We start from the raw sequence: 21,308 nt of genomic DNA on the forward strand, positions 1-21,308 counted from the left end.
GACGGGTTCCCACGTTCGGGCGAGGAGGTGAAATATTGGACCGCATGAGAGCCCGTGTCCTGGTGGTCGACGACGACCCCGCCCTCGCCGAGATGCTCGGCATCGTCCTGCGCAGCGAAGGTTTCCTCCCCTCGTTCGTCGCGGACGGTGAGCGTGCCCTCGCTGCGTTCCGGGACACCCGGCCCGACATCGTGCTGCTCGACCTGATGCTCCCCGGGATGAGCGGGATCGACGTCTGCCGGTCCATCCGCGCCGAGTCCGGCGTGCCGATCGTGATGCTCACCGCCAAGAGCGACACGGTCGACGTGGTCCTCGGCCTCGAGTCCGGCGCCGACGACTACGTCATGAAGCCCTTCAAGCCCAAGGAGCTCGTCGCGCGCATGCGGGCGCGGCTGCGCCGGGGCGAGGACGTGGCACCCGAGCTGCTGACCATCGGGCCGCCCGGCAACCAGATCACCATCGACGTGCCGGCGCACACCGTCATGCGCGACGGCGACGAGGTCAAGCTGACCCCGCTGGAGTTCGACCTGCTGGTGGCGCTCGCGCGCAAGCCACGCCAGGTCTTCACCCGCGAGGTGCTGCTGGAGCAGGTCTGGGGCTATCGGCACGCCGCCGATACGCGCCTGGTCAACGTGCACGTCCAGCGGCTGCGCGCCAAGATCGAGCCGGATCCCGAGAAGCCGGAGATCATCCTTACCGTGCGGGGCGTCGGCTACAAGGCCGGCACCGGTTAGGTCGTCGTTCGTGGTGCGCATCGATCCGATCATCGTCCGGGTCCGCCGGCTCCGCCCTCGGCGGCTGGTGCCCGTCGCCGTCGCGCGGCGCACCCGGCGCTACTGGGCGGCGGCGCGGCGGCAGTGGCGGCGCTCGCTGCAGGTCCGGGTCGTCGGCATCACCCTGCTGCTGTCCGCCACGCTCGTGCTGGCGTTCGGCTACACGGTGGCGTCACTGATCAGCCAAGGTGTGCTGCAGAGCAAGATCAACACGTCGAAGGAGCAGATCGCCAACGGCGCCGACTACGCCACGCACGAGCTGGAAGGCTTCACGCAGGCCGACGACCCCGGCCTGCCGACCAAGCTGCGCACGGTCGCCGGCTCGCTGGCCAGTTCCATGGACGTGGCCGGCGCCGAGGTGATCCTGCTCCGGCGCAGCTCCGACCTCGCCGCCTCGTGGCCGGAGCGGGACGCTCACGCCGTCATGACGACGCGCGCCATGGAGCCGATGCGCTCCCAGGTCGTCGGCAGCCGCCCGGGCACCTACCAGCAGATCGCCACGCTCGACGTCGGCATGGGTCAGCAGAAGTACCTCGTGCTGGGCACCCGGGTGGCCACCGCCGGCGATCCCGTCGAGCTGTATTACCTGCTGCCGCTCAAGGCGGAGGACGACCTCGTCCGGTTCGTCGCGCTGGTCGTCAACGTCACCGGCGTCGCCCTCGTCGCGCTGCTCGCCCTGATCGCCGCCATGATGACCCGGCTCGTCGTCAAGCCGGTCCGGGTCGCCGCCCGCACGGCGCAGCGGCTCTCCGCCGGCCTGCTCGACCAGCGCATGCAGGTGAGGGGCGAGGACGACCTGGCCCGGCTGGCCGCCGCGTTCAACCAGATGGCGGCCAACCTGCAGCGCCAGATCGTGCGCCTGGAGGAGATGTCGCGCCTGCAGCGCCGGTTCACCTCCGACGTCTCGCACGAGCTGCGCACGCCCCTGACCACCGTCCGGATGGCGGCCGACCTGCTGTTCGCCTCCCGCGAGGACTTCGACCCGGCCGCGGCACGCAGCGCCGAGCTGCTGCAGGCCGAGCTGGACCGGTTCGAGGGGCTGCTCGCCGACCTGCTGGAGATCAGCCGGTTCGACGCCGGGTTCGCGGCGCTCGACGCCGAGCCGACCGACCTGGTGCCGGTCGTCCGGCGGGTCGGCGACCGGCTGGAGTCGCTCGCCGAGCGCTGCGGGGTCGAGCTGAAGATCGAGACCCCCGACACCGAGGTCATCGCCGAGGTCGACCCCCGGCGGGTCGAGCGGATCCTGCGCAACCTGGTCGGCAACGCGGTCGAGCACGGCGAGGGCAAGCCGGTGATCGTCCGGCTGGCCGCAGACGGCTCCGCGGTTGCCGTGACCGTCCGCGACCACGGCGTCGGCCTCAAGACGGGAGAGGAGAAACTGGTGTTCAACCGCTTCTGGCGGGCCGACCCGTCCCGCGCGCGCCAGACCGGCGGCACCGGCCTCGGCCTGTCGATCAGCCTGGAGGACGCCCGCCTGCACGGCGGCTGGCTGGAGGCGTGGGGCGCCCCGGGCAAGGGCGCCCAGTTCCGCCTCACCCTGCCCGCCCGCAACGGCGACCGCCTCGTCTCCTCGCCCCTGCGCCTCGTCCCCGACGACGCCCGCGCCGACGAGGCGGCCCTGATCGGAGAAACCCCGTGACCGCCCCACGCCCCGCAACCCGGCGCCGACTGATCGGGCCGCTGGCGATCGGGGCGCTGCTCGGCACGATGCTGGTCGCCGGGTGCGGGCTGCCGGGTGAGACCCCGCCGAAGTACCTGGAGCCGGCCGTCACCGCCAACCCGACCCCCGACCGCGCCCAGCAGCCGCCCTCGCCGAAGGACGCGGCGACCGCGCCGGAGCTGGTCTCGCGCTTCCTCGAGGCGTCGGTCGGGGGCAATCAGGCGGAGGGCGACGAGGCGCGCAACACCACGCAGAACCGGATGCGCGAGTTCCTGACGCCCGATGCCCGCAAGACGTGGCAGCCCGGGGAGGAACTGGAGGTGGTTCGGGCCACCTATGAGCCGCAGAAGGCGAAGGACCCGACAGATCCGAAGAACGCCGGCCGGTGGATCGTGCCGGTGACCATGGAGTCGATCGGGATACTGACCCCGACCGGCATCCTGCGGCACGCCCAGCCGCTGACCCGCGAGTGGGATGCCGAGGTCGCGACGGTCAACGGGCAGTTGCTGATCGCCAATCCGCAGGACGGCCTGCTGCTGATCAGCAGCACCGGCCTGGACTACTGGTACAAGCAGCAACCGGTGTACTTCTGGGAGTCGCGCAACGACAACCCGAAGCTGGTGCCCGACCTCCGGTACATGTCCACGCTGCTGTCGCGGGCCCAGCGGGTCCAGGAGGTCCTCGACTGGCTGCGCAAGGGCCCGTCCGATCAGGTCGCGCCGGTCGCGAGCGCGCTCTCGGCAGACATCGACAGCAAGGACGTCCCGTCGGCCGGGCGCGACGCGGTCACCATCAATCTCGGCATCAAGGCCGTCGGCAAGGACGAGGAGGTGCGCCGGGCGGCGCGGCAGATCCGCTGGTCGCTGGACGGGCATCCGCAGGTCACGTTGACGATCGAGGGCCGGGATGCGGGCTTCACGGCCGACGGCTACGAGAACGACAACGCGGCGGCCGGCCTCGCCGCCGACAGCGATCCGGAGCGGTTCAGCATCGCCAACATGTCCGCACGGCCGGTCGACGGGGCCGGGACGCCGAACCTCTTCGCGCCCGGTGGGGACAACACGTCGGTGGTGTCCGCGGCCATCAACCGAGCGAAGAACCGGGCCGCGCTCGTGCGCAAGGTGGACAAGAAGGAGGTGCTGTACGTCAGCACGCCCGATGCCACCACCGCGAACCCGCCGAAGTACGTGACGACGGTGCCCGAGGTGAGCGGCGCGTCGCTGAGCCGGCCGGTATGGATCGACCGTCCGACACCGATGTTTCTCGTCTCCGACGGCACGTCCCTGTGGGCCGTCACACCGCCGACCGCCGACCAGGCCCAGGCAAAGGCCGAAAAGGTCCTCGGCCCGGCGGGTGCGAAGCCCGACTCCAGTCTCAGCCTCGGCATCACGTCGCTGGCGGTCGCGCCCGAGGGGAGGCGGATCGCCTTCGTCTCCGGTGCGGCCGTCAGCGTGGCGCCGTTGCTGTTCGACAGCGGCAAGATCAGTCTCGGCGTGTTCCAGGAGGTCCGCACCACGCTCGGCGGGGCCAGGTCGGTCGGCTGGATCACCGAGACGACGCTCGCCGTCGGCGGGGTCAGGTCGGGCCTGCCGATCGACCAGGCGTATTCGCTGGTGTCGATCACGGTTGACGGCACCGCCGAGAAGCCGCTGCCGGGGCGCTCGCCGTTCGCGACCGCGCCGTACGTGATCGACAACATGTCGGTGCGCACCGCGGACCCGCTCGGGCCGCAGGGCGGCGTGCTGATCATGTTCGAGTCGAACGGCATCGCGTACACGGTGGACAACGAGGGGATCCGCGCCGTCACGCTCGGCCCGCAGCCGTCCGCCTCGCCGAGCGCGCAGGCCGGCGCGCCGCCGGTGGCGAAGGCGCCGTTCTACGCGGACTGAGCCGTGTTCCTCGCCGATCTCGTCGACTTGGTGCTGCCGGCCGCCTGCGCCGGTTGCGAGCAGCCGGCCCGCGGTCCGCTGTGCGTCCCCTGTCGGGCGGCCTTCCACGCGGCCGTCCCGCAGCGCACCCGGCCCGACCCCGAGCCGCCGGGGATGCCGCCGGTGTACGCGCTGGCGGCGTACGCGGGGTCGATGCGCGCGGCCCTGCTGCAGTACAAGGAGAAGGGCCGCCGCGAGCTGGCCCAGGACCTCGGCGAGGCGCTGGCCCGGGTCGTCGTCCGCGCCCTGCGCACTCCGGCCGAGGGGCAGGCGGGCCAAGCGCCACCGGGATGGGCCGCCCCGGCGAGCAACGCGGCGGGCCGGTGGTCGGCTGGGGTCGGGCGGGCCGGGCGGGCCGGGCAGGCCGGGCGGGTCGGCCAGGTCGGGCGGGTCGGCCAGGTCGGGCGGGCCGGGCGGGTCGGGCAGGTGGTGCTGGTGCCGGTGCCCGCTACGGCGGCGGCGGTGCGGGAGCGGCACGGGGATCACATGGTGCGGCTGGCCAGGGCCGCTGCCCGGATGCTGCCCGATGCGGGCGTCGTCATGCCGTTGCGGGCCTTGCCGAAGCGTGGGGACTCCGCCGAGTTGTCCGCCGGTGAGCGGGCGGCGGCGGCGCGTGGGGCGTTCGCGCTGCGGCCGCGCGGGGTGGCCGAGCTGCGGGCGCGGGTCGCGGGTGGCGCCGCCGTGGTCGTCGTCGACGACATTGTCACGACCGGGGCCACGCTGGCGGCCGCCGCGGCGTGGGTGGCCCGAGTCGGGGGAGCCGTGCCGCGCGCGGCGGTGCTGGCGGCCACGCAACGCCAGCGCGGGATGTAGCCGCCGCGCGGGGTCGTCGGCCAGGGCAACGGACGGGCCAGGACAACGGATGAGCCAACAGCAGCGAATGGGCCAGGGCAGCGGACGGGCCAGGGCGGCGGGCGAGCCGGGGCAGCGGATGAGCCAACGGCAGCGGATGAGCCAACGGCACCGGATGAGCCAACGGCACCGGACGGGCCAGGGCGGCGGACAGGCCGGGGCAGCGGACGAACCAAAGGGCGCGAGCCACCTCGCGCTCGGCGGCGCGTCATGTGTGTCCCGTCAGCCGGGCGGGCCGTCGCGGTCCGTCCAACCCGCCGTCGCACGGCGTCGGCGCGCGGGCGGGAGGCCGTCGGAGGCCGGGCGCCGGAGGGTCGGGGAGATCCCGATCCGTCCCCCGCGGGGCCTTCTGGCCGCTACGCAACGTCAGCGTTTGGTGTTGCGCTTCATGTTGGTTTGCACCGAACGTTACTCCTTGCGTTGCGTGGGGTAATCCCGGAGGAGGGTTTCATGACTCGCCACCCTTCTTCTTGTGAACCGGGGGTGACTAGCGGCTGTCCGCGGTTTAACGTCGAGAGACGACCAATGCTCTGAGTGGCCGAGGCCACGAAGGGAGGAAGCTGACACCCGCAGTTTCGGTCGCGTGCCGCGTGGGCTCAGCCTCTGGGGAGGCGCGTTTCCGGCCGAGCAGTCCAGACACAACCCGAAACCCGAACCCTGTTTTCTTTGAAAGACCCGTGGGGGAGGTCAGGAGTGGACATCGTCGTCAAGGGCCGCAACGTCGAGGTGCCCGACCACTACCGGCAGCATGTCGCCGACAAGCTGGCCAAGGTCGAGCGATACGACCACAAGCTCATCCGCGTCGACGTCGAGCTGTTTCACGAGCGCAATCCTCGCCAGTCGGACTACTGCCAGCGCGTCGAGATCACGTGCTACTCGCGTGGGCCGGTGATCCGGGCGGAGGCTTGCGCCGCGGACTTCTACAGCGCATTGGACACCGCCATCAACAAGCTGGACAGCCGCCTCAGCCGGGCCGCTGACCGCAGGCGGGTCCATCGGGGCCGGCACGCGCCGGTTTCCGTCGCCGCGGCGACCGCGTCACTCGCATTCACACCACCCGAGCGGTATTCCACCGCGGCGGCGGCTGTTCCGGCCGAGTCCGCGGAGCGCGAAACCGGCGGCTTCGACCTGATCGAAGAGGCCGATGACCAGCCGTGGCACATCGTCCGGGAGAAGGAGCACCCGGGCGAGCCGATGACCGTCGACGACGCACTGTTCCACATGGAGCTGCTCGGCCACGACTTCTACCTGTTCAACGACAAGGAGTCGGGCCGGCCAAGCGTGGTCTACCGGCGCCGGGCCTACGATTACGGCGTCATGAGCCTGGGGATGTAACAGCAGATGACGAAGGCGGGCCCGGTGCCAGGGCCCGCCTTCAGCAACAGCGCGAACAGCCGGCGCGCCACAGGTCGGTCAGAGCGAACGGCGCGGACAACCGGCGCGCCACAGGTCGGTCAGCACGGCGGCTCAGGACTTCCAGAGGTCCCGGGCCAGGTAGGCGGTGTCCGGGTAGTCGGCGAAGACGCCGTCCAGCCCCGCGGCCAGGAACGTCCTGATCTCGGTCAGGATGTCGCCCCACGCGTTCGGGTCGGTGCCCGTGCGCAGGTTGAGCGGCAGGAACTGGTTCTCGTTGCGGAACGTCCACGCGTGGACCTTCAGGCCCCGCGCGTGCGCGTCGCGGATCAGCGGCGAGGGCTCCAGCAGGTTGCCGGCCGCGTCCCGCGGGATGACCAGGTTCTTCGTCGCGCCCACGCCGTTGGTGAACGTCTTGAGCCAGTCCAGGCCGGCCGGCTTCGCGAGGTCGGCCCAGGTGCGCGGGTCGCCGCTGACCCGGAAGTCGTACGGCTGGCCGACCGCGTCGAGCAGCACGACGGACGGCGTGTCGACCAGGGCGCGCAGCTTCTTGATGCTGGTCGGCTCGAACGACTGCAGGAAGACCGGCGCGTTGCGCCCCGCGAGGTCGTTGCGCTTGAGCACCCGGGCGACGAGCGGCTCCAGGGCGAGGCCGACCGAGGCGAAGTACGTCGGGTGCTTCGTCTCCGGGTAGACGCCGATGGTCCGGCCGAGGCGCTTGCCCTCGGTGCGGGCGAGGTCGATGACCTCCTGGAGGGTCGGGATCTCGAAGAGCCCGTTGTAGATCGTGTTGTGCGTGCGGACGGCGGGCAGCCGCTCGACGGCCCGCAGCGTCTTGAGCTCGGCGAGCGTGAAGTCCTCGGTGAAGAAGCCGGTGACCGTGACCCCGTCGATCGTCTTGGTGGCCTTGCGGGAGGCGAACTGCGGCTTCGAGGCGACGTCCGTGGTACCGGAGATCTCGTTCTCGTGCCGGGCGACGAGCTGGCCGTCCTTGGTCGGCACCAGGTCGGGCTCGATGAAGTCCGCGCCCATCGCGATGGCCAGCCGGTAGGCGGCCAGCGTGTGCTCCGGGCGGTGGCCGCTCGCGCCACGGTGGCCGATGACCAGCGGACGGCGCAACGACGTGGAGTCGTGGGCGTGAGCCGCGGACGGGCTGACAAGGGTTGCGGGGAGGACGGCCGCGCCGGCGGCCGCCCCCATGCCGGAAATCACTGCACGACGACGCATGCGCCTGATGGAAGTTGGCGCACAGCAACATCGGATGACGACTAGGTGGCCGCCGGGCGCAGTTTGGCGAACGCAACGTTGTCGATGCGAGTCCCGTCCGGGCCTGGCAGTTTGCCGGGCTGGATTCCTTCCCGGAAGTAACCGGCCCGCTCCAGCACGCGCTGCGAGGCGACGTTGTCCTCCGCGGTGCCGGCGGTCATGCGGGCCATGCCGATCTCGAAGCCCCAGTCGGTGATCAGCCGGGCCGCCCGGCTGGCGTACCCGTTGCCCCGCGCGTCCGGCGACAGGCTGTACCCGATCATCGCCTCGCGCAGCACAGGCTCGTTGTAGAAGAGCGCGATCTCGCCGAGGTACGCGCCGTCGCCCGCCCGCCGGATCGTGCACTCGGCCCGCCGGCCCTCCAGCCACCGCGACTCGGCCTCGGCGCACTGCCGCCGGACGACGGCGGGGTCCATGGGCGTCCCGACGACCGACCGCCCGCTCACGTCCGGGAGGATGCGCATGGTGTACGTGCTGTCGCTGTCCTCGGCGGTCAGCGGACGCAGGACGACGACCCCGTCGGTGAGCGCGCCGCCGGGCAGGTCGGGCAGCGCGCGCGGGGAGGGGCCGTCCGGGTCGCCGGCCACCCGGCCCCAGACGACCAGGTCGAGCCGTGCCCCGGAGGCGTCGGCGCCGGCCCCGCGGGCGACCCCCTCGCGGGTGTAACCCGCGGCGATCGCGACCCGTTGCGTCCGGCCGTCGATCAGCGGCGCCTGGAGGTACAACCGGCGCAGACCGCTGCCGAACAGCTCCTCCCCGAACCGGGCGAGCTCCTCGGGGCCGGCCGCCTCCGCAAACACCTCGGCGACGCCCTCGCCGCGCCCGGCGTGCCGGATCATCGGCCGAGGTCCTTCGCCAGCAGCGTCGCCACCCAGCCGTCGACGCGGGCACCCCGCTGCTCGCAGCTTTCCCGCTGTACACCTTCCACCACGAAACCCACCCTCTCCGCGACGCGTCGCGATCCGTCGTTGCCCACGTGCGCCCGCCAGACGATCCGGCCGAGCGCGAGCCTGTCGAAGCCGTAGTGGCAGATGGCGCGGGCGCCGGCGATCATGTACCCCTTGCCGCGCACCCACGGCGCCGATGTGTACCCGATCTCGGCGGTGACCGGGTCGGTCGGGCTGATCCGCAGGTCGGCGGTGCCGGCGAACCGGTCGTCGGCGTCGGCCAGCACGAACCCCGCGCCGGTGCCGCGCAGCCAGCCGTCGGGGTACCGGTGCTGGATGAAGTCGTGCGCGTGCTCGGGGCCGTAGTCGTGCGGGACCGAGGTCCACTCGACCGTGTCCGGGTCGCGGAACGTCGCCACGATGTCGTCCAGGTCGCTCTCGCGGGCCGGGCGCAGGGTGACCGGCCCGGCCGGGAGCCGCTCGGGCGGGTGGCTGAACGCCTGGGCCCGCAGCGCGCCCGGGCCGCCCGGCGCCACCCACGCCGGCGGGGTGTCGCAGACCTCGCCCGGCAGCAGCACACCCAGCCAGCCGTCGGTGAACCCGCCGCCGCGGGCCGGCAGCCCCGCCCGCACCACTCCGTCGAACGTGAAACCGATGCGCTCCGCCGCCAGCCGGGAGGCGTGGTTGCCGACCTCCGCCCGCCAGACCAGCCGGCGCAGCCGCAGCACCTCGAACGCCCAGTGCGCCACCGCGCGCCCGGCCCGCTCGGCGACCCGCCGCCCGCGCGCCCACGGTGCCACCCACGTGCCCAGCTCCGCGTGGCGCTCGGCCCGGTCGAGCGCGACCAGGCCGGCCGAGCCGAGCAGGTCACCCGTGCGGGCGTCGAACACCCCGAGCGGGGCCGCGGTCTCCGCGGCCCACGAGGCCGGCGAGAGCACGCGGACGAAGTCCGCCGCGTGTTCGCGCAGGTAGGGGACCGGAACCATGGTCCAGCGCTGGATCAGCGGATCCTGGCACGCCTGGAAGACGCGCTCCGCGTCCTCGGCGTGCCAGGCGCGCAGGACGAGCCCGTCGCCGGTGGTCAGTTCGATCGGCTCCATGACCGCCGATCCTGCCCCATCACGCATCGTCAGGAGGCGGATATTTCCTCGGTACCTCAGGTGATTTGTCCGGATATGGTGGTTACTGTCCGTACAGTGGGTGGGCGGGGGCGGCGGTTCCGCCGGAAAGCCGCCTACGATGGGTCGCAGACGTTTGAGGGAGCGCTGACCCGTGTCGATTTTCGAGAGAATCCTCCGCGCCGGCGAGGGCCGCATGGTGCGGCGGTTGAAGGCTGTCGCCGACGCCGTCAACTCGCTGGAGGACGAGTTCGCCGACCTGACCGACGAAGAGCTGCGCGGCATGACCGAGCAGTTCAAGGAGCGGCTCGCCGACGGGCAGACGCTGGACGACATCCTGCCGGAGGCGTTCGCGGTCGCCCGCGAGGCCGCCTCCCGGGTCCTCGGCCAGCGCCACTACGACGTGCAGGTGATGGGCGGCGCCGCCCTGCACTACGGCAACATCGCCGAGATGAAGACCGGTGAGGGCAAGACCCTCACCTGTGTGCTCCCCGCCTACCTGAACGCGCTGTCCGGCAAGGGCGTGCACGTCGTCACCACCAACGACTACCTCGCCCAGCGCGACGCCGAGTGGATGGGCCGGGTGCACCGCTTCCTGGGCCTGACCGTCGGCACCGTGCTGCCCAACCAGCCGTCCTCGGCGCACCGGGCCGCCTACGACTGCGACATCACCTACGGCACGAACAACGAGTTCGGCTTCGACTACCTGCGCGACAACATGGCGTGGTCGAAGGACGAGCTGGTGCAGCGCGGCCACAACTTCGCGATCGTCGACGAGGTCGACTCCATCCTCATCGACGAGGCCCGCACCCCGCTGATCATCGCCGGCCCGGCCGAGCAGTCCGCCCGGTGGTATCAGGAGTTCGCCCGCGTGGTGAACCGCATGAAGCGCGGCAAGGAGCCCGCCAACTCCGGCGACGTCGACCCCACCGCCGACTACACCGTCGACGAGTCGAAGCGCACCATCTCGGTCACCGAGCGCGGCGTGGCCCGGGTCGAGGACCAGCTCGGCATCGACAACCTCTACGAGTCGGTGAACACCCCGCTGGTCGGCTACCTGAACAACGCGATCAAGGCCAAGGAGCTCTACAAGAAGGACAAGGACTACGTCGTCAACGACGGCGAGGTCCTCATCGTCGACGAGTTCACCGGCCGCATCCTCCACGGCCGCCGCTACAACGAGGGCATGCACCAGGCCATCGAGGCCAAGGAGGGCGTGGAGATCAAGCAGGAGAACCAGACGCTCGCGTCGATCACCCTGCAGAACTTCTTCCGCCTCTACGCCAAGCTCTCCGGCATGACCGGCACGGCGCAGACCGAGGCCGCCGAGTTCAACAAGGTCTACAACGTGGGCGTGGTGTCCATCCCGACGCACCGCTCGATGATCCGGCTCGACCACCCCGACGTGATCTACAAGACGGAGAAGGCGAAGTACAACGCCGTCGTCGACGACATCGTCGAGCGGCACGCCCTCGGCCAGCCGATCCTGGTCGGCACGGTCTCCGTCGAGAAGTCCGAGCTGCTCTCGCAGCTGCTGCGCAAGCGGGGCGTCTCGCACGCCGTCCTCAACGCGAAGTTCCACGCCAAGGAGGCGGAGATCATCGCGCAGGCGGGCCGCCGGGGCGCGGTCACCGTCGCGACGAACATGGCCGGCCGCGGCACCGACATCCTCCTGGGCGGCAACGCCGAGTATCTCGCCAACGCCGAGCTGCGCCAGCAGGGCATCACCGAGGACGAGAGCCCGGACGAGTACACGAAGGCCTTCGAGGACGCCCTCCCGCGCTGGGAGGAGCTCTGCGACACCGAGTCCGAGGAGGTCGTCGAGGCCGGCGGGCTCTACGTGCTGGGCACCGAGCGGCACGAGTCGCGCCGCATCGACAACCAGCTCCGCGGCCGCTCGGGCCGGCAGGGCGACCCGGGCGAGTCCCGGTTCTACCTGTCGCTGCAGGACGAGCTCATGCGCCGCTTCCGCGCCAGCGCGGTCGAGGCGGTCATGGACCGGTTCAACATCCCCGAGGACGTGCCGATCGAGTCGAAGATGGTCACGCGCCAGATCAAGAGCGCGCAGACCCAGATCGAGGCGCAGAACGCGGAGATCCGCAAGAACGTCCTGAAGTACGACGAGGTCCTGAACAAGCAGCGCAAGGTCATCTACGCCGAGCGCAAGCGCGTGCTCGACGGTGAGGACCTCAGCGAGCAGGTCCGCAACATGATCGACGACGTCGTCGGCGCCTACGCGGTCGGGGCGACGGCCACCGGCGAGACCGCCGAGGACTGGGACCTCGACCAGCTCTGGTCGAGCCTCAAGCAGCTGTACCCCGTGGGCGTCACCATCGAGGACCTGGAGGACGAGGCCGGCGGCCAGCTCGACCCGGAGTTCCTCCGCGTCCAGCTCATCGAGGACGCCCACGCCGCCTACGACCGGCGCGAGGAGGAGCTCGGCGCGGAGGCCGTCCGCGAGCTGGAGCGCCAGGTGCTGCTCAACGTCATCGACCGCAAGTGGCGCGAGCACCTCTACGAGATGGACTACCTGCAGGAGGGCATCAGCCTGCGGGCCTACGCGCAGCGCGACCCGGTGGTCGAGTATCAGCGCGAGGGCTTCGACATGTTCCAGCAGATGCAGGAGGGCATCAAGGAGGAGGCCGTCGGCTTCCTGTTCAACCTTGAGGTCCAGGTCGAGGAGGCCCCCGTGCCGGCCCTGGTCGCGGACGACGAGGTCGACGGCGACGCGGGCCTGGCGGTGCCGCTGCCGGACTCGCACGTCGAGATCCGCGCCAAGGGCCTGGGCGGCAACCGCATGCCGCGCGCCCTGCAGTATTCGGCGCCCACGGTCGACGGCGAGGCCGGCGTCGTGGTCGAGCACCAGCAGGAGCAGGCCCCCGCCCTCGGCCTCGGCGACGGCCGCCCGTCCCCGTCCGGTGACGGCGCGCGCCGCTCCGGCCCGCCGGCCCCGTCCGGTCGCAAGCCCTCGCCGGGGCAGGCGGTGGCGAGCAACGGGCCGTCCCGCAACGCGCCGTGCCCCTGCGGCTCGGGCAAGAAGTACAAGCGCTGCCACGGCGCCCCGGGCGGCGCCTGATCGTCGCGTGAGACACCGCCCGCCCTTGCTGGTCAGCGAGGGCGGGCGGTGCTGTTTTTGCCGGGCGTGGTCCGCGGTGCAAGCCTCAGACCACCTGGACCACCGTGCAGTGCCAGCCCTGCATCTGCGGCGGCTGGAGCTTCGCCGGGTCGTGCTCCAGGCGGATCGCCATCGCCCACGCCGTGCCGCCCTGCTCCAGCACCACGACGGCCTCGGCGATCCCCGGCAGCGGCTCGGTCAGCAGCATCCGCCGGGCCCGGACCAGCTGGCCGTGGCGGGCGGCCTGCGCCGGCCGCATGCGGATCCGGACCGTGCGGCGCATGAGCTGGTCGCAGACGTCGGCGAAGCGGTGCGGATGGGTGAGCGGGCGCAGCTGCGACGGCGGGCGGAAGCCGTTGAGGACCTCGACGCACAGGCCGGCGAAGCGGCGGCAGGCGGCGTGGGCGCCCGCCGGGCGGGGGTCGTCGGGGCGGCGCGGCGGCGGTCCGTCCGGCGGGGCCGGCCAGGGCAGCGGCAGCTCGTCGAGGCCGGGCATCGCGGGCGGGGCCGCGCCGACCGGCGGGTCGAGCGGCGGCACCGGGCGGACGACGACGGACGGCCGGGCGCTGAGCGTCGCAACGGATGCCATGGATGCCCCCGAATCCTTGCGTTTGCTTTCGATTGCCTCCAAGCCAGTGTGGAAATGGAGGCGCATCGATCACAAGCCGCCCGACCGGATCGTCCGGAAACGTCGTTTCAGGCGAGCTCGTCGTCCGTCTCCCCGATGAGGGGGTTGGCGCGCACCCACTCCGCCGTCTCGGCGTACTTGCGCTGGATGTACTCCTCGAGCTTGCTGCGCTCGATGCGCCACTGGCCGCGGCCGCCCACCTTGATCGCCGGCAGCTCGCCGCTGCGGACCATGTGGTAGACCTGCGAGGTCGACACGTTCAACTGCTCCGCCACGTCGGCCATGAGCAGGAATCGCGGCTCCATCGCCTCAGTTTGCCATCGACGGCGGCCGACTGGCTCCGACGACCTGACAAGCGGGCCGCCGAGGGTGTAGGACAGGGGACGTGACGACGGACCTCACGCGCGTGTACCTGCCAGCCACCCTCGCCCAGCTCGCGGTGCTCCGGGAGAGCGGCGAGCTGCCGCCGCCCGCCGAGGCGCACGCCGTGACCCCCGCGCTGCGCGAGTGGTACGCGGAGGGCGACGAGGAGGAGCTGGAGTACGTCGCGTTCACCCGGGCCGCGCAGGCGGCCCTGCGGCTGCTGCGCCACGACGGCAAGGCGCCGCGCCGCCGGGTGGTCGTGAGCGTCGACCTGCCCGGCGCGGCGGTCACCATGAACGGGCTCGACCTCGGCTCCAGCCAGGTCGGGGTCGGCGGCAAGGTGCCGCTGCGGGTGGTCGCGGCGATCCACGTGGACGGCGCCGACGCGGAGGCGGACGTGGCCGCGGCGGCCGACGTGGTCGAGGAGGCCGAGGCCGGCGACCCCGACGCGCAGTTCACCGTGGACGGTGCCGAGGACCACGAGCTGGAGTGGTACGACCCGTCGGAGATCGACCAGCTGGTCAGCTAGCGCGGCGCAGCGTGCGCCCGACGGCGATCATCGCCGTGAAGGCGCCCGCGAAGAACACGATCATGCCGTGGTTGACCTGCTCCGGCAGGCGGTTGAAGACGATCTGCGCGTCGAAGCTGCTGTAGTCCTTGATGATCCCGGTGAGCGGCAGGCGGCCGATCCAGCCCAGCAGGGTGGCGGCCAGCTCCAGCCCGCCGGGGATCGCGCCGGCCAGCAGGTAGGCCGGCCAGGGCAGGGTCAGCCCGGTGCGGCGCAGGAAGACGTACGCCACGAGGCCGCCCAGCACGCCGCTCACGATCGACGTCGTCAGCTGCAGCCGCGCCGCGGCCTCGGCCATCGTGCCGACGGTCTCCTGGTTGCCGAACAGGTCGACGAGGTCGTTCTGGAAGTACGCCACCAGCAGCCCGATGGCGGTGACCGTCACCCCGCCGGCCACGCCGGCCGCGACCGAGCTGATCGGGCGGATCGCGGCGACCGCGCCGCCGAGCACGCCGGTCACCGCGGCGACCGCGGCCACGAAGGCGACCGAGGGGCCGTTGTGGTACGCCGCGACCGTCCCGCCCAGCGACATCAGGCCGGCCGGCAGGCCGCCGAGGGCACCGGCGAGCACCCGCGAGCGGACCCTGGCCGGGTCGGCGAAGCGGCCGATCGCCACGACACCGAGCGCCGCGCCGGCCAGCACCGTCGCCACGAGGATGCTCGGCAGCACCAGCGCGGCCAGCGTCGTGATCAGGAACTCGCTGGAGGCGCCGGAGATGACGGTCCAGGCCGAGAACAGGGTGAGCAGGAGCAACAACAGGGCGAGCCCGGCCACGATCAGGGCGCCCGCCGGCCGCCACTCGTCCGGCGAGCCCACGACCGGCTCGGCCACCTCAGCACGCTTCGCTCCCACGCTCATGGACTGTAGCCGAGGCCCGGTCGCGACCGGGCAGGCGTGCAAGGATGAGAGGAACCCCAAGCCGATGATGACATGGGAGACCCTCATGGATGGCCTGTCCACCGTGCCCGAGCCGAAGAACGAGCCGGTCCACGGTTACGCCCCCGGCAACCCCGAGCGGGCCGCACTGCAGCGCCGGCTGACCGAGCTGGCCGCCGACAAGCTCGACCTGACCATGACGATCGGCGGCGAGCAGCGGATGGCCTCCGGCGCACCGATCGACGTCGTCCAGCCCCACCGCCACCGCCATGTGCTCGGCGTCACCGGCAACGCCACCACCGACGACGCCGCCCGGGCCGTCGCCGCGGCCAAGGCGGCCGCCCCGGCCTGGCGCGACCTGCCCTTCGACGAGCGGGCGGCCGTGTTCCTGCGGGCCGCCGACCTGCTGTCCGGACCGTGGCGCGACACCCTCAACGCCGCGACGATGCTCGGGCAGTCGAAGACCGCGATCCAGGCCGAGATCGACGCGGCCTGCGAGCTGATCGACTTCCTGCGGTTCAACGTGTACTTCGGGCAGAAGATCCTGCAGGACCAGCCCGGCTCGTCGGCCGGCGTGTGGAACCGGTTCGACCACCGGCCGCTGGAGGGCTTCGTCTACGCGATCACCCCGTTCAACTTCACGGCCATCGCCGGCAACCTGCCGACCGCGCCGGCCCTGATGGGCAACACCGTCGTCTGGAAGCCCTCGCCGACACAAGGGTTCGCGGCGCACTTCACGATGCGGCTGTTCGAGGCGGCCGGCCTGCCGCCCGGCGTGATCAACCTGGTCACCGGCGACGGCCTGGCCGTGTCCGAGGTCGCCCTCGCCGACGCCGACCTGGCCGGCATCCACTTCACCGGCTCGACCGCGGTGTTCCGCACGCTGAACAAGGCCGTCGCCGAGAACCTCGAGCGGTACCGCTCCTACCCGCGCATCGTGGGCGAGACCGGCGGCAAGGACTTCGTCGTCGCGCACCCGTCCGCCGACCCGAAGGCACTGGTCACCGCCCTGATCCGGGGCGCGTTCGAGTACCAGGGGCAGAAGTGCTCCGCGGCCTCCCGCGCGTACGTGCCGAGCAGCCTGTGGAAGGTGATCAAGGACGACCTCGTCGCCACCGCCGACGGGCTGGCCTACGGCGACGTGACCGACCTGAGCAACTTCGGCGGCGCCGTGATCGACCGGCGGGCCTTCGAGCGGATCGCCGGCGCCCTCGACCGGATCAAGAACTCGCCGTCGTGCACCGTCGTCGCCGGTGGCACGACCGACGACGCCGAGGGCTTCTTCGTCCGCCCGACCGTCGTCGAGTGCACGGACCCGGCGCACGAGGTCTTCACGACGGAGTACTTCGGCCCGGTCCTCGGCGTGCACGTGTACCCCGACGCCGATTACGACGCGGTCGTCGCGCAGGCCGAGTCCGTCGCGCCCTACGCGCTCACCGGCTCGATCTTCGCCACCGACCGGCAGGCGATCGAGCGGGCCACGCACGCGCTGCGGTTCGCCGCCGGCAACTTCTACGTCAACGACAAGCCGACCGGGGCCGTCGTCGGCCAGCAGCCGTTCGGCGGTGCGCGGGCGTCGGGCACCAACGACAAGGCCGGCTCGTGGCACAACCTGCTGCGCTGGACGTCGCCGCGCACGATCAAGGAGACGTTCGTGCCGCCGACCGACCACCGCTACCCGCACATGGGCTGATCCGTCACTCCGAGCGCGGCCGGGCGACCGCGACGATCTTGTCGAGCGTGAAGGCGCGATCGTCGCGGCGCAGCCGGCAGAAGGCCTCGATCACCGAGCCGGCGAGCTCGGCGTTCTCGATGACGCGGTCGGACGTGCGGCCGGCCGCGTCGACGTAGCGGATCCACACCGGCGTGCCGTGCTCGACCGCGTCGGCGAGCAGCCGTGCCTGATCGGACCGCAGCTGGGGCGCCCGCTGCTGGATCTGCTCCAGCGGCGAGGCAGGTCGCGGCGACGGTACCGAGAGCCGGCGCGCCAGCTCACCCGCGTCCACGGCCGGCCGGTTGCGGCGCACGCTGACCACGTCGTCGCCGCTCAGGGCCGCGTAGCCCGCCGCCCGCAGCGCCGTGATCGTGTCCGGGGCGGACCTGGCCGAGCCGGCCACCGTCGGGGCGAGCCGGCGCAGGCGCAGCGCGGCGGCGACCTCGTCCAGCAGCGCGACGTCGTCGCTGAGCACCACGCTGGCGACGGTCCGCACGCGCAGGTCGGTGGGCGGCTCCGGCAGGAGCTTGGCGGCCACCTCGGCGACCCGGCCGTCGGCCAGCGCCCGGCCGAGCGGGCTGATCCCGCCGAGCGCGCAGACGCCGAGCACCTCGCCCTCGGCGACGACGTCGGCGACCGTGGCGGCCAGGTCGTCCGGGCGCCGGGCCGGCAGCGGCGCGGTCCACCGCACCAGCGGCGCGAGCGCTCCCGGGTCGGGCAGCGCCGTGTCCGGGGGCAGGTCGTTGAGCACCCGGACCACGACCTGCCGCAGCGCCGGGCCGGTCCACCACGCCTCGAGCAGCCGGGTGAGCCGCTCGGCGGCCGGCGCGCCGGCGAACCCGCCGTACGCGGCGGTCGGCCGCAGCCGCAGGCCGTCGGGCCCGAGCAGGCCGGCGGCCAGCACCAGCTCGGCGTGCAGCGGGCCGGCGCCGAGGCGGGTGAGCTCGCGGGCCGCGACGCCGCCGTCGGACCGCTGGGCCAGCGGGTGCTCCGCGGCCTCGCCGAGGAACGCGCCGACCCGCTCCAGCAGCTCGGTCGCGGCCTCCACCGCGGCGGCCCGGATCGCGGTGCGGTCGGCCGGTGCCAGCGGCGGACCCGGCGGTACCGGCTCGAACGGCTCCTCAGGAGGTCGCCGCGCGTTCGCGTCCACCACCAGGTACTCCGGCGCCCACAGCCGGTCGCCGTCCGGCCAGACCAGGGCGCGCTGGGCGAGCACCCGCAGCGTGGCGTCGAGCGCGGCGTCGCCGGGCGCCCGCTCCAGCGCGGCCGCGAGTGCGGTCCGCTCCGCCGGGACGCCGAGCCGGGCCAGGGCCTCGACCACCTGCAGGGCCGGCAGCGGCAGCCGGGCCACCACCTCGTCGAGCCCGGCGCGGGCCGAGAGCCGGACCGCGAGCTGGGTCAGGTCGGCCGGCGCGGGCGGGGCGACCGCGTCGGGGCGACGGCGGAGCACCTCCGCGAGCTCGTCCGCGTCCAGTTCCCGAAGCCAGGCAACCAGTGCGCCTCTCGTCACGACACGTGACCTTATAGCGTTCGCTCCGAACTGTGGGAACCGCGCAGCCGGCTGTAGATCTTGGCTTAGTCTGACTCCCTTCTTTGTGCCAACGCACCGGTCCGGTCCGCCGGAGGCATCGACGCGGGCCTAACGTCGCAGCTGAGGGGGAGGGACGGCGATGAAGACGGTCACCGGCGCAAAGACGGTTCTCGGCAACCGCTACCGGCTCGAGTCGGAGGTCGCCCGCGGCGCCATCGGTGCGGTCTGGCGGGCGTTCGACGAGGAGACGAAGGAGTACGTGGCGGTCAAGCTGCTGCGTGCCGAGGCGGCCGAGGTGCCCGAGCTCGTCGACGGCTTCCTCGGCGAGGCCGAGCTGCTCGCCGGGCTCGACCACCCGTCCGTGATCAGGGTCAAGAACCTGATCACCGGCGACGGGGTCATGGCCATCGCCATGGAGCTCGTCCCCGGCCCCGACCTGCGCCGCCGGCTGCGCGCCGACGGCCCGCTGCCCCCGGCCGTCGCCGCCGAGGTCGTCGCCCAGGTGGCCGACGCGCTCGCCTACGTCCACGCCAACGGGATCGTCCACGGCGACGTCAAGCCCGGCAACCTGCTCGTGCCGCTCGACGGCGGGCCGGTGCGCCTGGCCGACTTCGGGGTGGCCCGGCGCGCCGACCGGCCGGCCGGCCCGACCCACGCCACGCCCGAGTACGTCGCGCCCGAGGTCGTCGCCGGCGGCTCGCCCAGCCCGGCCTCCGACGTGTACGCGCTCGGCGTCGTGCTCTTCGAGCTGATCTGCGGTCGCAGCCCGTACCGCGGGGGCTCCCCGAACGACGTCCTGCGCCGGCACGCCGACTGCGTCCCGGTGCCGCCGCCCGGCATGCCGGCCGCGCTCTGGCCCATCATCGAGGCGTGCATGGAGCTCGACCCGCGCATGCGCCCGGCGGCCGCCGCGATCGTCGGCCGGCTGCGGGTCGCCGAGGGTGCCCTCGACGGGTTCGAGCCGCTGCCGCGGCTGCCCGCGGAGGCCGTGACGTTCTGGCAGCGCTCGGCGGAGCAGACCGCGCCGGTGCAGTTCCCGGTGCGGCGGGTCGACTGGGTGCCGCTGCCGACCGCGCCGACGTCGCCGGCGGCCGCGTCCGTGCACCTCATGATGGCGGTGCCGATCGGGGAGCTGCCGACCGAGCCGCACGGGGTGGCCGACCTGCCGACCGCGCAGTTGGGCGCGCCGGCTCCCGACGCGGTCCCGGCTTCGGTCGAGGAGGCGCCGACGCAGGTGCTGGCCTCGGAGCCTGCGGCTGCTGAGCCCGCGGTTGCTGAGCCCGCGGTTGCTGAGCCCTCGGTTGCTGAGCCTGAGATCGTCGACGCGGAGCCGCCGCTTCCCGGGCCGGGGCAGCCCCTCTGGGCCGAGCCGCAGGCGGAACACGAGCCCGTGTCGCCTCTGGTGGTTGCCGAGCCGGTCATCCCCGCGCAGCGGGCCGCCTCGGACGACGAACCGCCGACCGCGCTCCGCTTCGACAACGCGCCGGTCGTGGACGAGCCACCGACCGAGGTTATGGCCACTCCGGCCGTCGCCCCGCCGGCCGAGGCCGCGCCCGCCGAGCCGACCGCGGTCGTCGCGGTGCCCTCCGCGCCGCCGCCCGCCGACGAACCGGACGAAAAGGACTACCCCGAGTGGTTGACGGCGCCCGCGAGCGGCGAGCCGGCCACCACGGAGCACCGGGAGCCGGGCCGCCGGCCGCAGCCGCGCGTGCTCGCCGCCGTCGGTGCCGGCCTGGTGCTGGTGGTGCTGCTGGTGGGCGGGTTGCTGCTGTCCGGCGCGCTGGGCGGCGGCGCCGAGCGCCGACCCGAACAGGTGAACGGGACCGCGCCCGCGTCGTCGCCCGCGGGCTCCGCCGGGCCGAGCGCCGAGCCGACGCCGGACCCGGGCTCCGCCGAGCCGACGCCCGGAGGCGAATCGTCGGCGCCGGGCAAGCCGCCGACGAAGCGGCCGTCCTCGGTACCGTCGCCGCACCCGTCCGGAACGGGACTCCCCGGGATCGGTGATCCGATGCCGCCCTTCCCGTCGATGCCGGCGTTCCCGACGATGCCGTCGTTCGGGTAGTCCTAACTCGACAGTCGCAGCGCGACAGTTCACTGTGGATTTGCCGAAATCCTGGACTGAGCCCGCGAAAAGTGACAGCGTAGGGTTCATGGCGGATTCTGGAGTCAACGCGACGGCGGCTGCCCTGCTGGGGCTGCTGCACGAGGGGCCGATGACCGGGGGCCAGTTGATGGCGGCGGCACAGCGCCGCCTCGGCGCCTACTGGTCGATGACGCGCAGCCAGGTCTACCGTGAGCTTCCCGCGCTCGCCGACTCGGGTTATGTCAAGCTCGGCAAGCCGGGGGCGCGCTCCAGCCAGCCCTACGCGATCACCCCGGCCGGCAAGCGGGCGTTCGCCCGGTGGCTGGCCGAGCCGGCCGGCCGGGAGGCCCTGCGCAACCCGGTCGCGCTCCGTGTGGCGTTCGGCGCTCAGCAGTCCGCCCAGCAGCTGCAGGAGGTCTACGCGCAGGCCGCCGAGTACCACACGGTAGCCCTCGCCGAGGCGCGCGAGATGGCGAAGGAGGCGAAGAAGGCGGGCGACGACTTCTCCGCCGCGTCGCTCGACTTCGCGGTCGGTTATCACAAGGCGGCGCTCAGCTGGCTCAAGAGCGCGCCCAGCAAATAGCGTTCGGCG

At 72.8% G+C, this 21,308-nt stretch carries 17 protein-coding genes; 10 read left to right on the forward strand and 7 right to left on the reverse strand.

Annotated features, from left to right (window positions below):
- The first annotated feature begins 44 nt into the window (after positions 1-44).
- From mtrA to hpf, 5 genes are all read left to right on the forward strand, one after another.
- Positions 45-734 (forward strand): MtrAB system response regulator MtrA, encoded by a 690-nt coding sequence (gene mtrA / locus IEZ31_RS19915; protein WP_190251405.1) that lies wholly within the window; start codon positions 45-47, stop codon positions 732-734.
- 19 nt (positions 735-753) lie between these two features.
- Positions 754-2,412, forward strand: a complete 1,659-nt coding sequence (mtrB, locus tag IEZ31_RS19920) for an MtrAB system histidine kinase MtrB (RefSeq protein ID WP_190251501.1) — start codon at positions 754-756, stop codon at positions 2,410-2,412.
- Complete coding sequence (locus IEZ31_RS19925; protein WP_190251406.1) at positions 2,409-4,322, forward strand: LpqB family beta-propeller domain-containing protein; 1,914 nt, start codon at positions 2,409-2,411, stop codon at positions 4,320-4,322. Before mtrB ends, IEZ31_RS19925 begins: the two co-directional genes overlap by 4 nt.
- Positions 4,323-4,325: 3 nt before the next feature.
- Positions 4,326-5,174 (forward strand): ComF family protein, encoded by an 849-nt coding sequence (locus IEZ31_RS19930; RefSeq protein WP_190251407.1) that lies wholly within the window; start codon positions 4,326-4,328, stop codon positions 5,172-5,174.
- A 732-nt stretch (positions 5,175-5,906) separates the two neighbouring features.
- A complete protein-coding gene (gene hpf / locus IEZ31_RS19935) occupies positions 5,907-6,548 on the forward strand; it encodes a ribosome hibernation-promoting factor, HPF/YfiA family (protein ID WP_190251408.1) in 642 nt (213 codons plus the stop codon).
- A 132-nt stretch (positions 6,549-6,680) separates the two neighbouring features.
- On the opposite strand, the gene IEZ31_RS19940 is transcribed toward hpf, so the two are convergent.
- The 3 genes from IEZ31_RS19940 to IEZ31_RS19950 are packed head-to-tail and all read right to left on the reverse strand — an operon-like array spanning position 6,681 to position 9,819.
- Positions 6,681-7,793: a glycerophosphodiester phosphodiesterase gene (locus IEZ31_RS19940; protein WP_190251409.1), complete on the reverse strand. Its 1,113-nt coding sequence runs from the start codon at positions 7,791-7,793 to the stop codon at positions 6,681-6,683.
- A gap of 41 nt (positions 7,794-7,834) precedes the next feature.
- On the reverse strand, positions 7,835-8,671 hold the full coding sequence (locus IEZ31_RS19945) for a GNAT family N-acetyltransferase (protein ID WP_190251410.1): 837 nt from the start codon (positions 8,669-8,671) through the stop codon (positions 7,835-7,837).
- Positions 8,668-9,819 carry a GNAT family N-acetyltransferase gene (locus IEZ31_RS19950; RefSeq protein ID WP_190251411.1) on the reverse strand — a complete coding sequence of 384 codons (1,152 nt, stop codon included), beginning with the start codon at positions 9,817-9,819 and terminating at the stop codon, positions 8,668-8,670. Before IEZ31_RS19950 ends, IEZ31_RS19945 begins: the two co-directional genes overlap by 4 nt.
- Before the next feature lie 172 nt (positions 9,820-9,991).
- Between IEZ31_RS19950 and secA the strand changes: the two genes are divergently transcribed.
- On the forward strand, positions 9,992-12,913 hold the full coding sequence (gene secA, locus IEZ31_RS19955) for a preprotein translocase subunit SecA (RefSeq protein ID WP_190251412.1): 2,922 nt from the start codon (positions 9,992-9,994) through the stop codon (positions 12,911-12,913).
- Between the two features lie 85 nt (positions 12,914-12,998).
- Here the strand turns inward: secA and IEZ31_RS19960 are convergent, their stop codons facing one another.
- Both IEZ31_RS19960 and IEZ31_RS19965 read right to left on the reverse strand, forming a co-directional pair.
- The gene (locus IEZ31_RS19960; protein WP_190251413.1) at positions 12,999-13,541 is read right to left on the reverse strand and encodes an Rv3235 family protein; all 543 of its coding nucleotides are present in this window, start codon (positions 13,539-13,541) and stop codon (positions 12,999-13,001) included.
- A gap of 107 nt (positions 13,542-13,648) precedes the next feature.
- Positions 13,649-13,885, reverse strand: coding sequence for a helix-turn-helix domain-containing protein (locus IEZ31_RS19965; RefSeq protein ID WP_190251414.1), 237 nt, complete (start codon positions 13,883-13,885; stop codon positions 13,649-13,651).
- Positions 13,886-13,965: 80 nt separating this feature from the next.
- On the opposite strand from IEZ31_RS19965, the gene IEZ31_RS19970 reads away from it, so the two are divergent.
- Positions 13,966-14,472 carry a DUF6912 family protein gene (locus tag IEZ31_RS19970; RefSeq protein WP_190251415.1) on the forward strand — a complete coding sequence of 169 codons (507 nt, stop codon included), beginning with the start codon at positions 13,966-13,968 and terminating at the stop codon, positions 14,470-14,472.
- Here IEZ31_RS19970 and IEZ31_RS19975 read toward each other — a convergent pair.
- Positions 14,465-15,364 carry a hypothetical protein gene (locus IEZ31_RS19975; protein WP_190251416.1) on the reverse strand — a complete coding sequence of 300 codons (900 nt, stop codon included), beginning with the start codon at positions 15,362-15,364 and terminating at the stop codon, positions 14,465-14,467. The genes IEZ31_RS19970 and IEZ31_RS19975 overlap by 8 nt on opposite strands.
- Before the next feature lie 91 nt (positions 15,365-15,455).
- Between IEZ31_RS19975 and pruA the strand changes: the two genes are divergently transcribed.
- A complete protein-coding gene (gene pruA / locus IEZ31_RS19980) occupies positions 15,456-17,081 on the forward strand; it encodes an L-glutamate gamma-semialdehyde dehydrogenase (RefSeq protein WP_190251417.1) in 1,626 nt (541 codons plus the stop codon).
- A 4-nt stretch (positions 17,082-17,085) separates the two neighbouring features.
- Here the strand turns inward: pruA and IEZ31_RS19985 are convergent, their stop codons facing one another.
- Entirely contained in the window at positions 17,086-18,612 is a 1,527-nt protein-coding gene (locus IEZ31_RS19985) for an amino acid adenylation domain-containing protein (protein ID WP_190251418.1), read from the reverse strand.
- A gap of 160 nt (positions 18,613-18,772) precedes the next feature.
- Here IEZ31_RS19985 and IEZ31_RS19990 point away from each other — a divergent pair, with 160 nt between their 5' ends.
- The gene (locus tag IEZ31_RS19990) at positions 18,773-20,695 is read left to right on the forward strand and encodes a serine/threonine-protein kinase (RefSeq protein WP_190251419.1); all 1,923 of its coding nucleotides are present in this window, start codon (positions 18,773-18,775) and stop codon (positions 20,693-20,695) included.
- A gap of 88 nt (positions 20,696-20,783) precedes the next feature.
- Positions 20,784-21,299 carry a PadR family transcriptional regulator gene (locus IEZ31_RS19995; RefSeq protein ID WP_190251420.1) on the forward strand — a complete coding sequence of 172 codons (516 nt, stop codon included), beginning with the start codon at positions 20,784-20,786 and terminating at the stop codon, positions 21,297-21,299.
- The last annotated feature ends 9 nt before the right edge of the window (positions 21,300-21,308 follow it).

It is taken from the genome of Dactylosporangium sucinum, assembly GCF_014647515.1.
Taxonomy (GTDB): Bacteria; Actinomycetota; Actinomycetes; order Mycobacteriales; family Micromonosporaceae; genus Dactylosporangium; species Dactylosporangium sucinum.

Excerpts from the sequence above, each read along its gene's own strand:
- IEZ31_RS19990 (WP_190251419.1), top strand. The coding sequence starts at position 18,773 with ATGAAGACGGTCACCGGCGCAAAGACGGTTCTCGGCAACCGCTACCGG.
- IEZ31_RS19950 (WP_190251411.1), bottom strand. The coding sequence starts at position 9,819 with ATGGAGCCGATCGAACTGACCACCGGCGACGGGCTCGTCCTGCGCGCC.
- IEZ31_RS19965 (WP_190251414.1), bottom strand. The coding sequence starts at position 13,885 with ATGGAGCCGCGATTCCTGCTCATGGCCGACGTGGCGGAGCAGTTGAAC.
- IEZ31_RS19945 (WP_190251410.1), bottom strand. The coding sequence starts at position 8,671 with ATGATCCGGCACGCCGGGCGCGGCGAGGGCGTCGCCGAGGTGTTTGCG.
- IEZ31_RS19960 (WP_190251413.1), bottom strand. The coding sequence starts at position 13,541 with ATGGCATCCGTTGCGACGCTCAGCGCCCGGCCGTCCGTCGTCGTCCGC.
- mtrA (WP_190251405.1), top strand. The coding sequence starts at position 45 with ATGAGAGCCCGTGTCCTGGTGGTCGACGACGACCCCGCCCTCGCCGAG.
- IEZ31_RS19995 (WP_190251420.1), top strand. The coding sequence starts at position 20,784 with ATGGCGGATTCTGGAGTCAACGCGACGGCGGCTGCCCTGCTGGGGCTG.
- IEZ31_RS19940 (WP_190251409.1), bottom strand. The coding sequence starts at position 7,793 with ATGCGTCGTCGTGCAGTGATTTCCGGCATGGGGGCGGCCGCCGGCGCG.
- pruA (WP_190251417.1), top strand. The coding sequence starts at position 15,456 with ATGGATGGCCTGTCCACCGTGCCCGAGCCGAAGAACGAGCCGGTCCAC.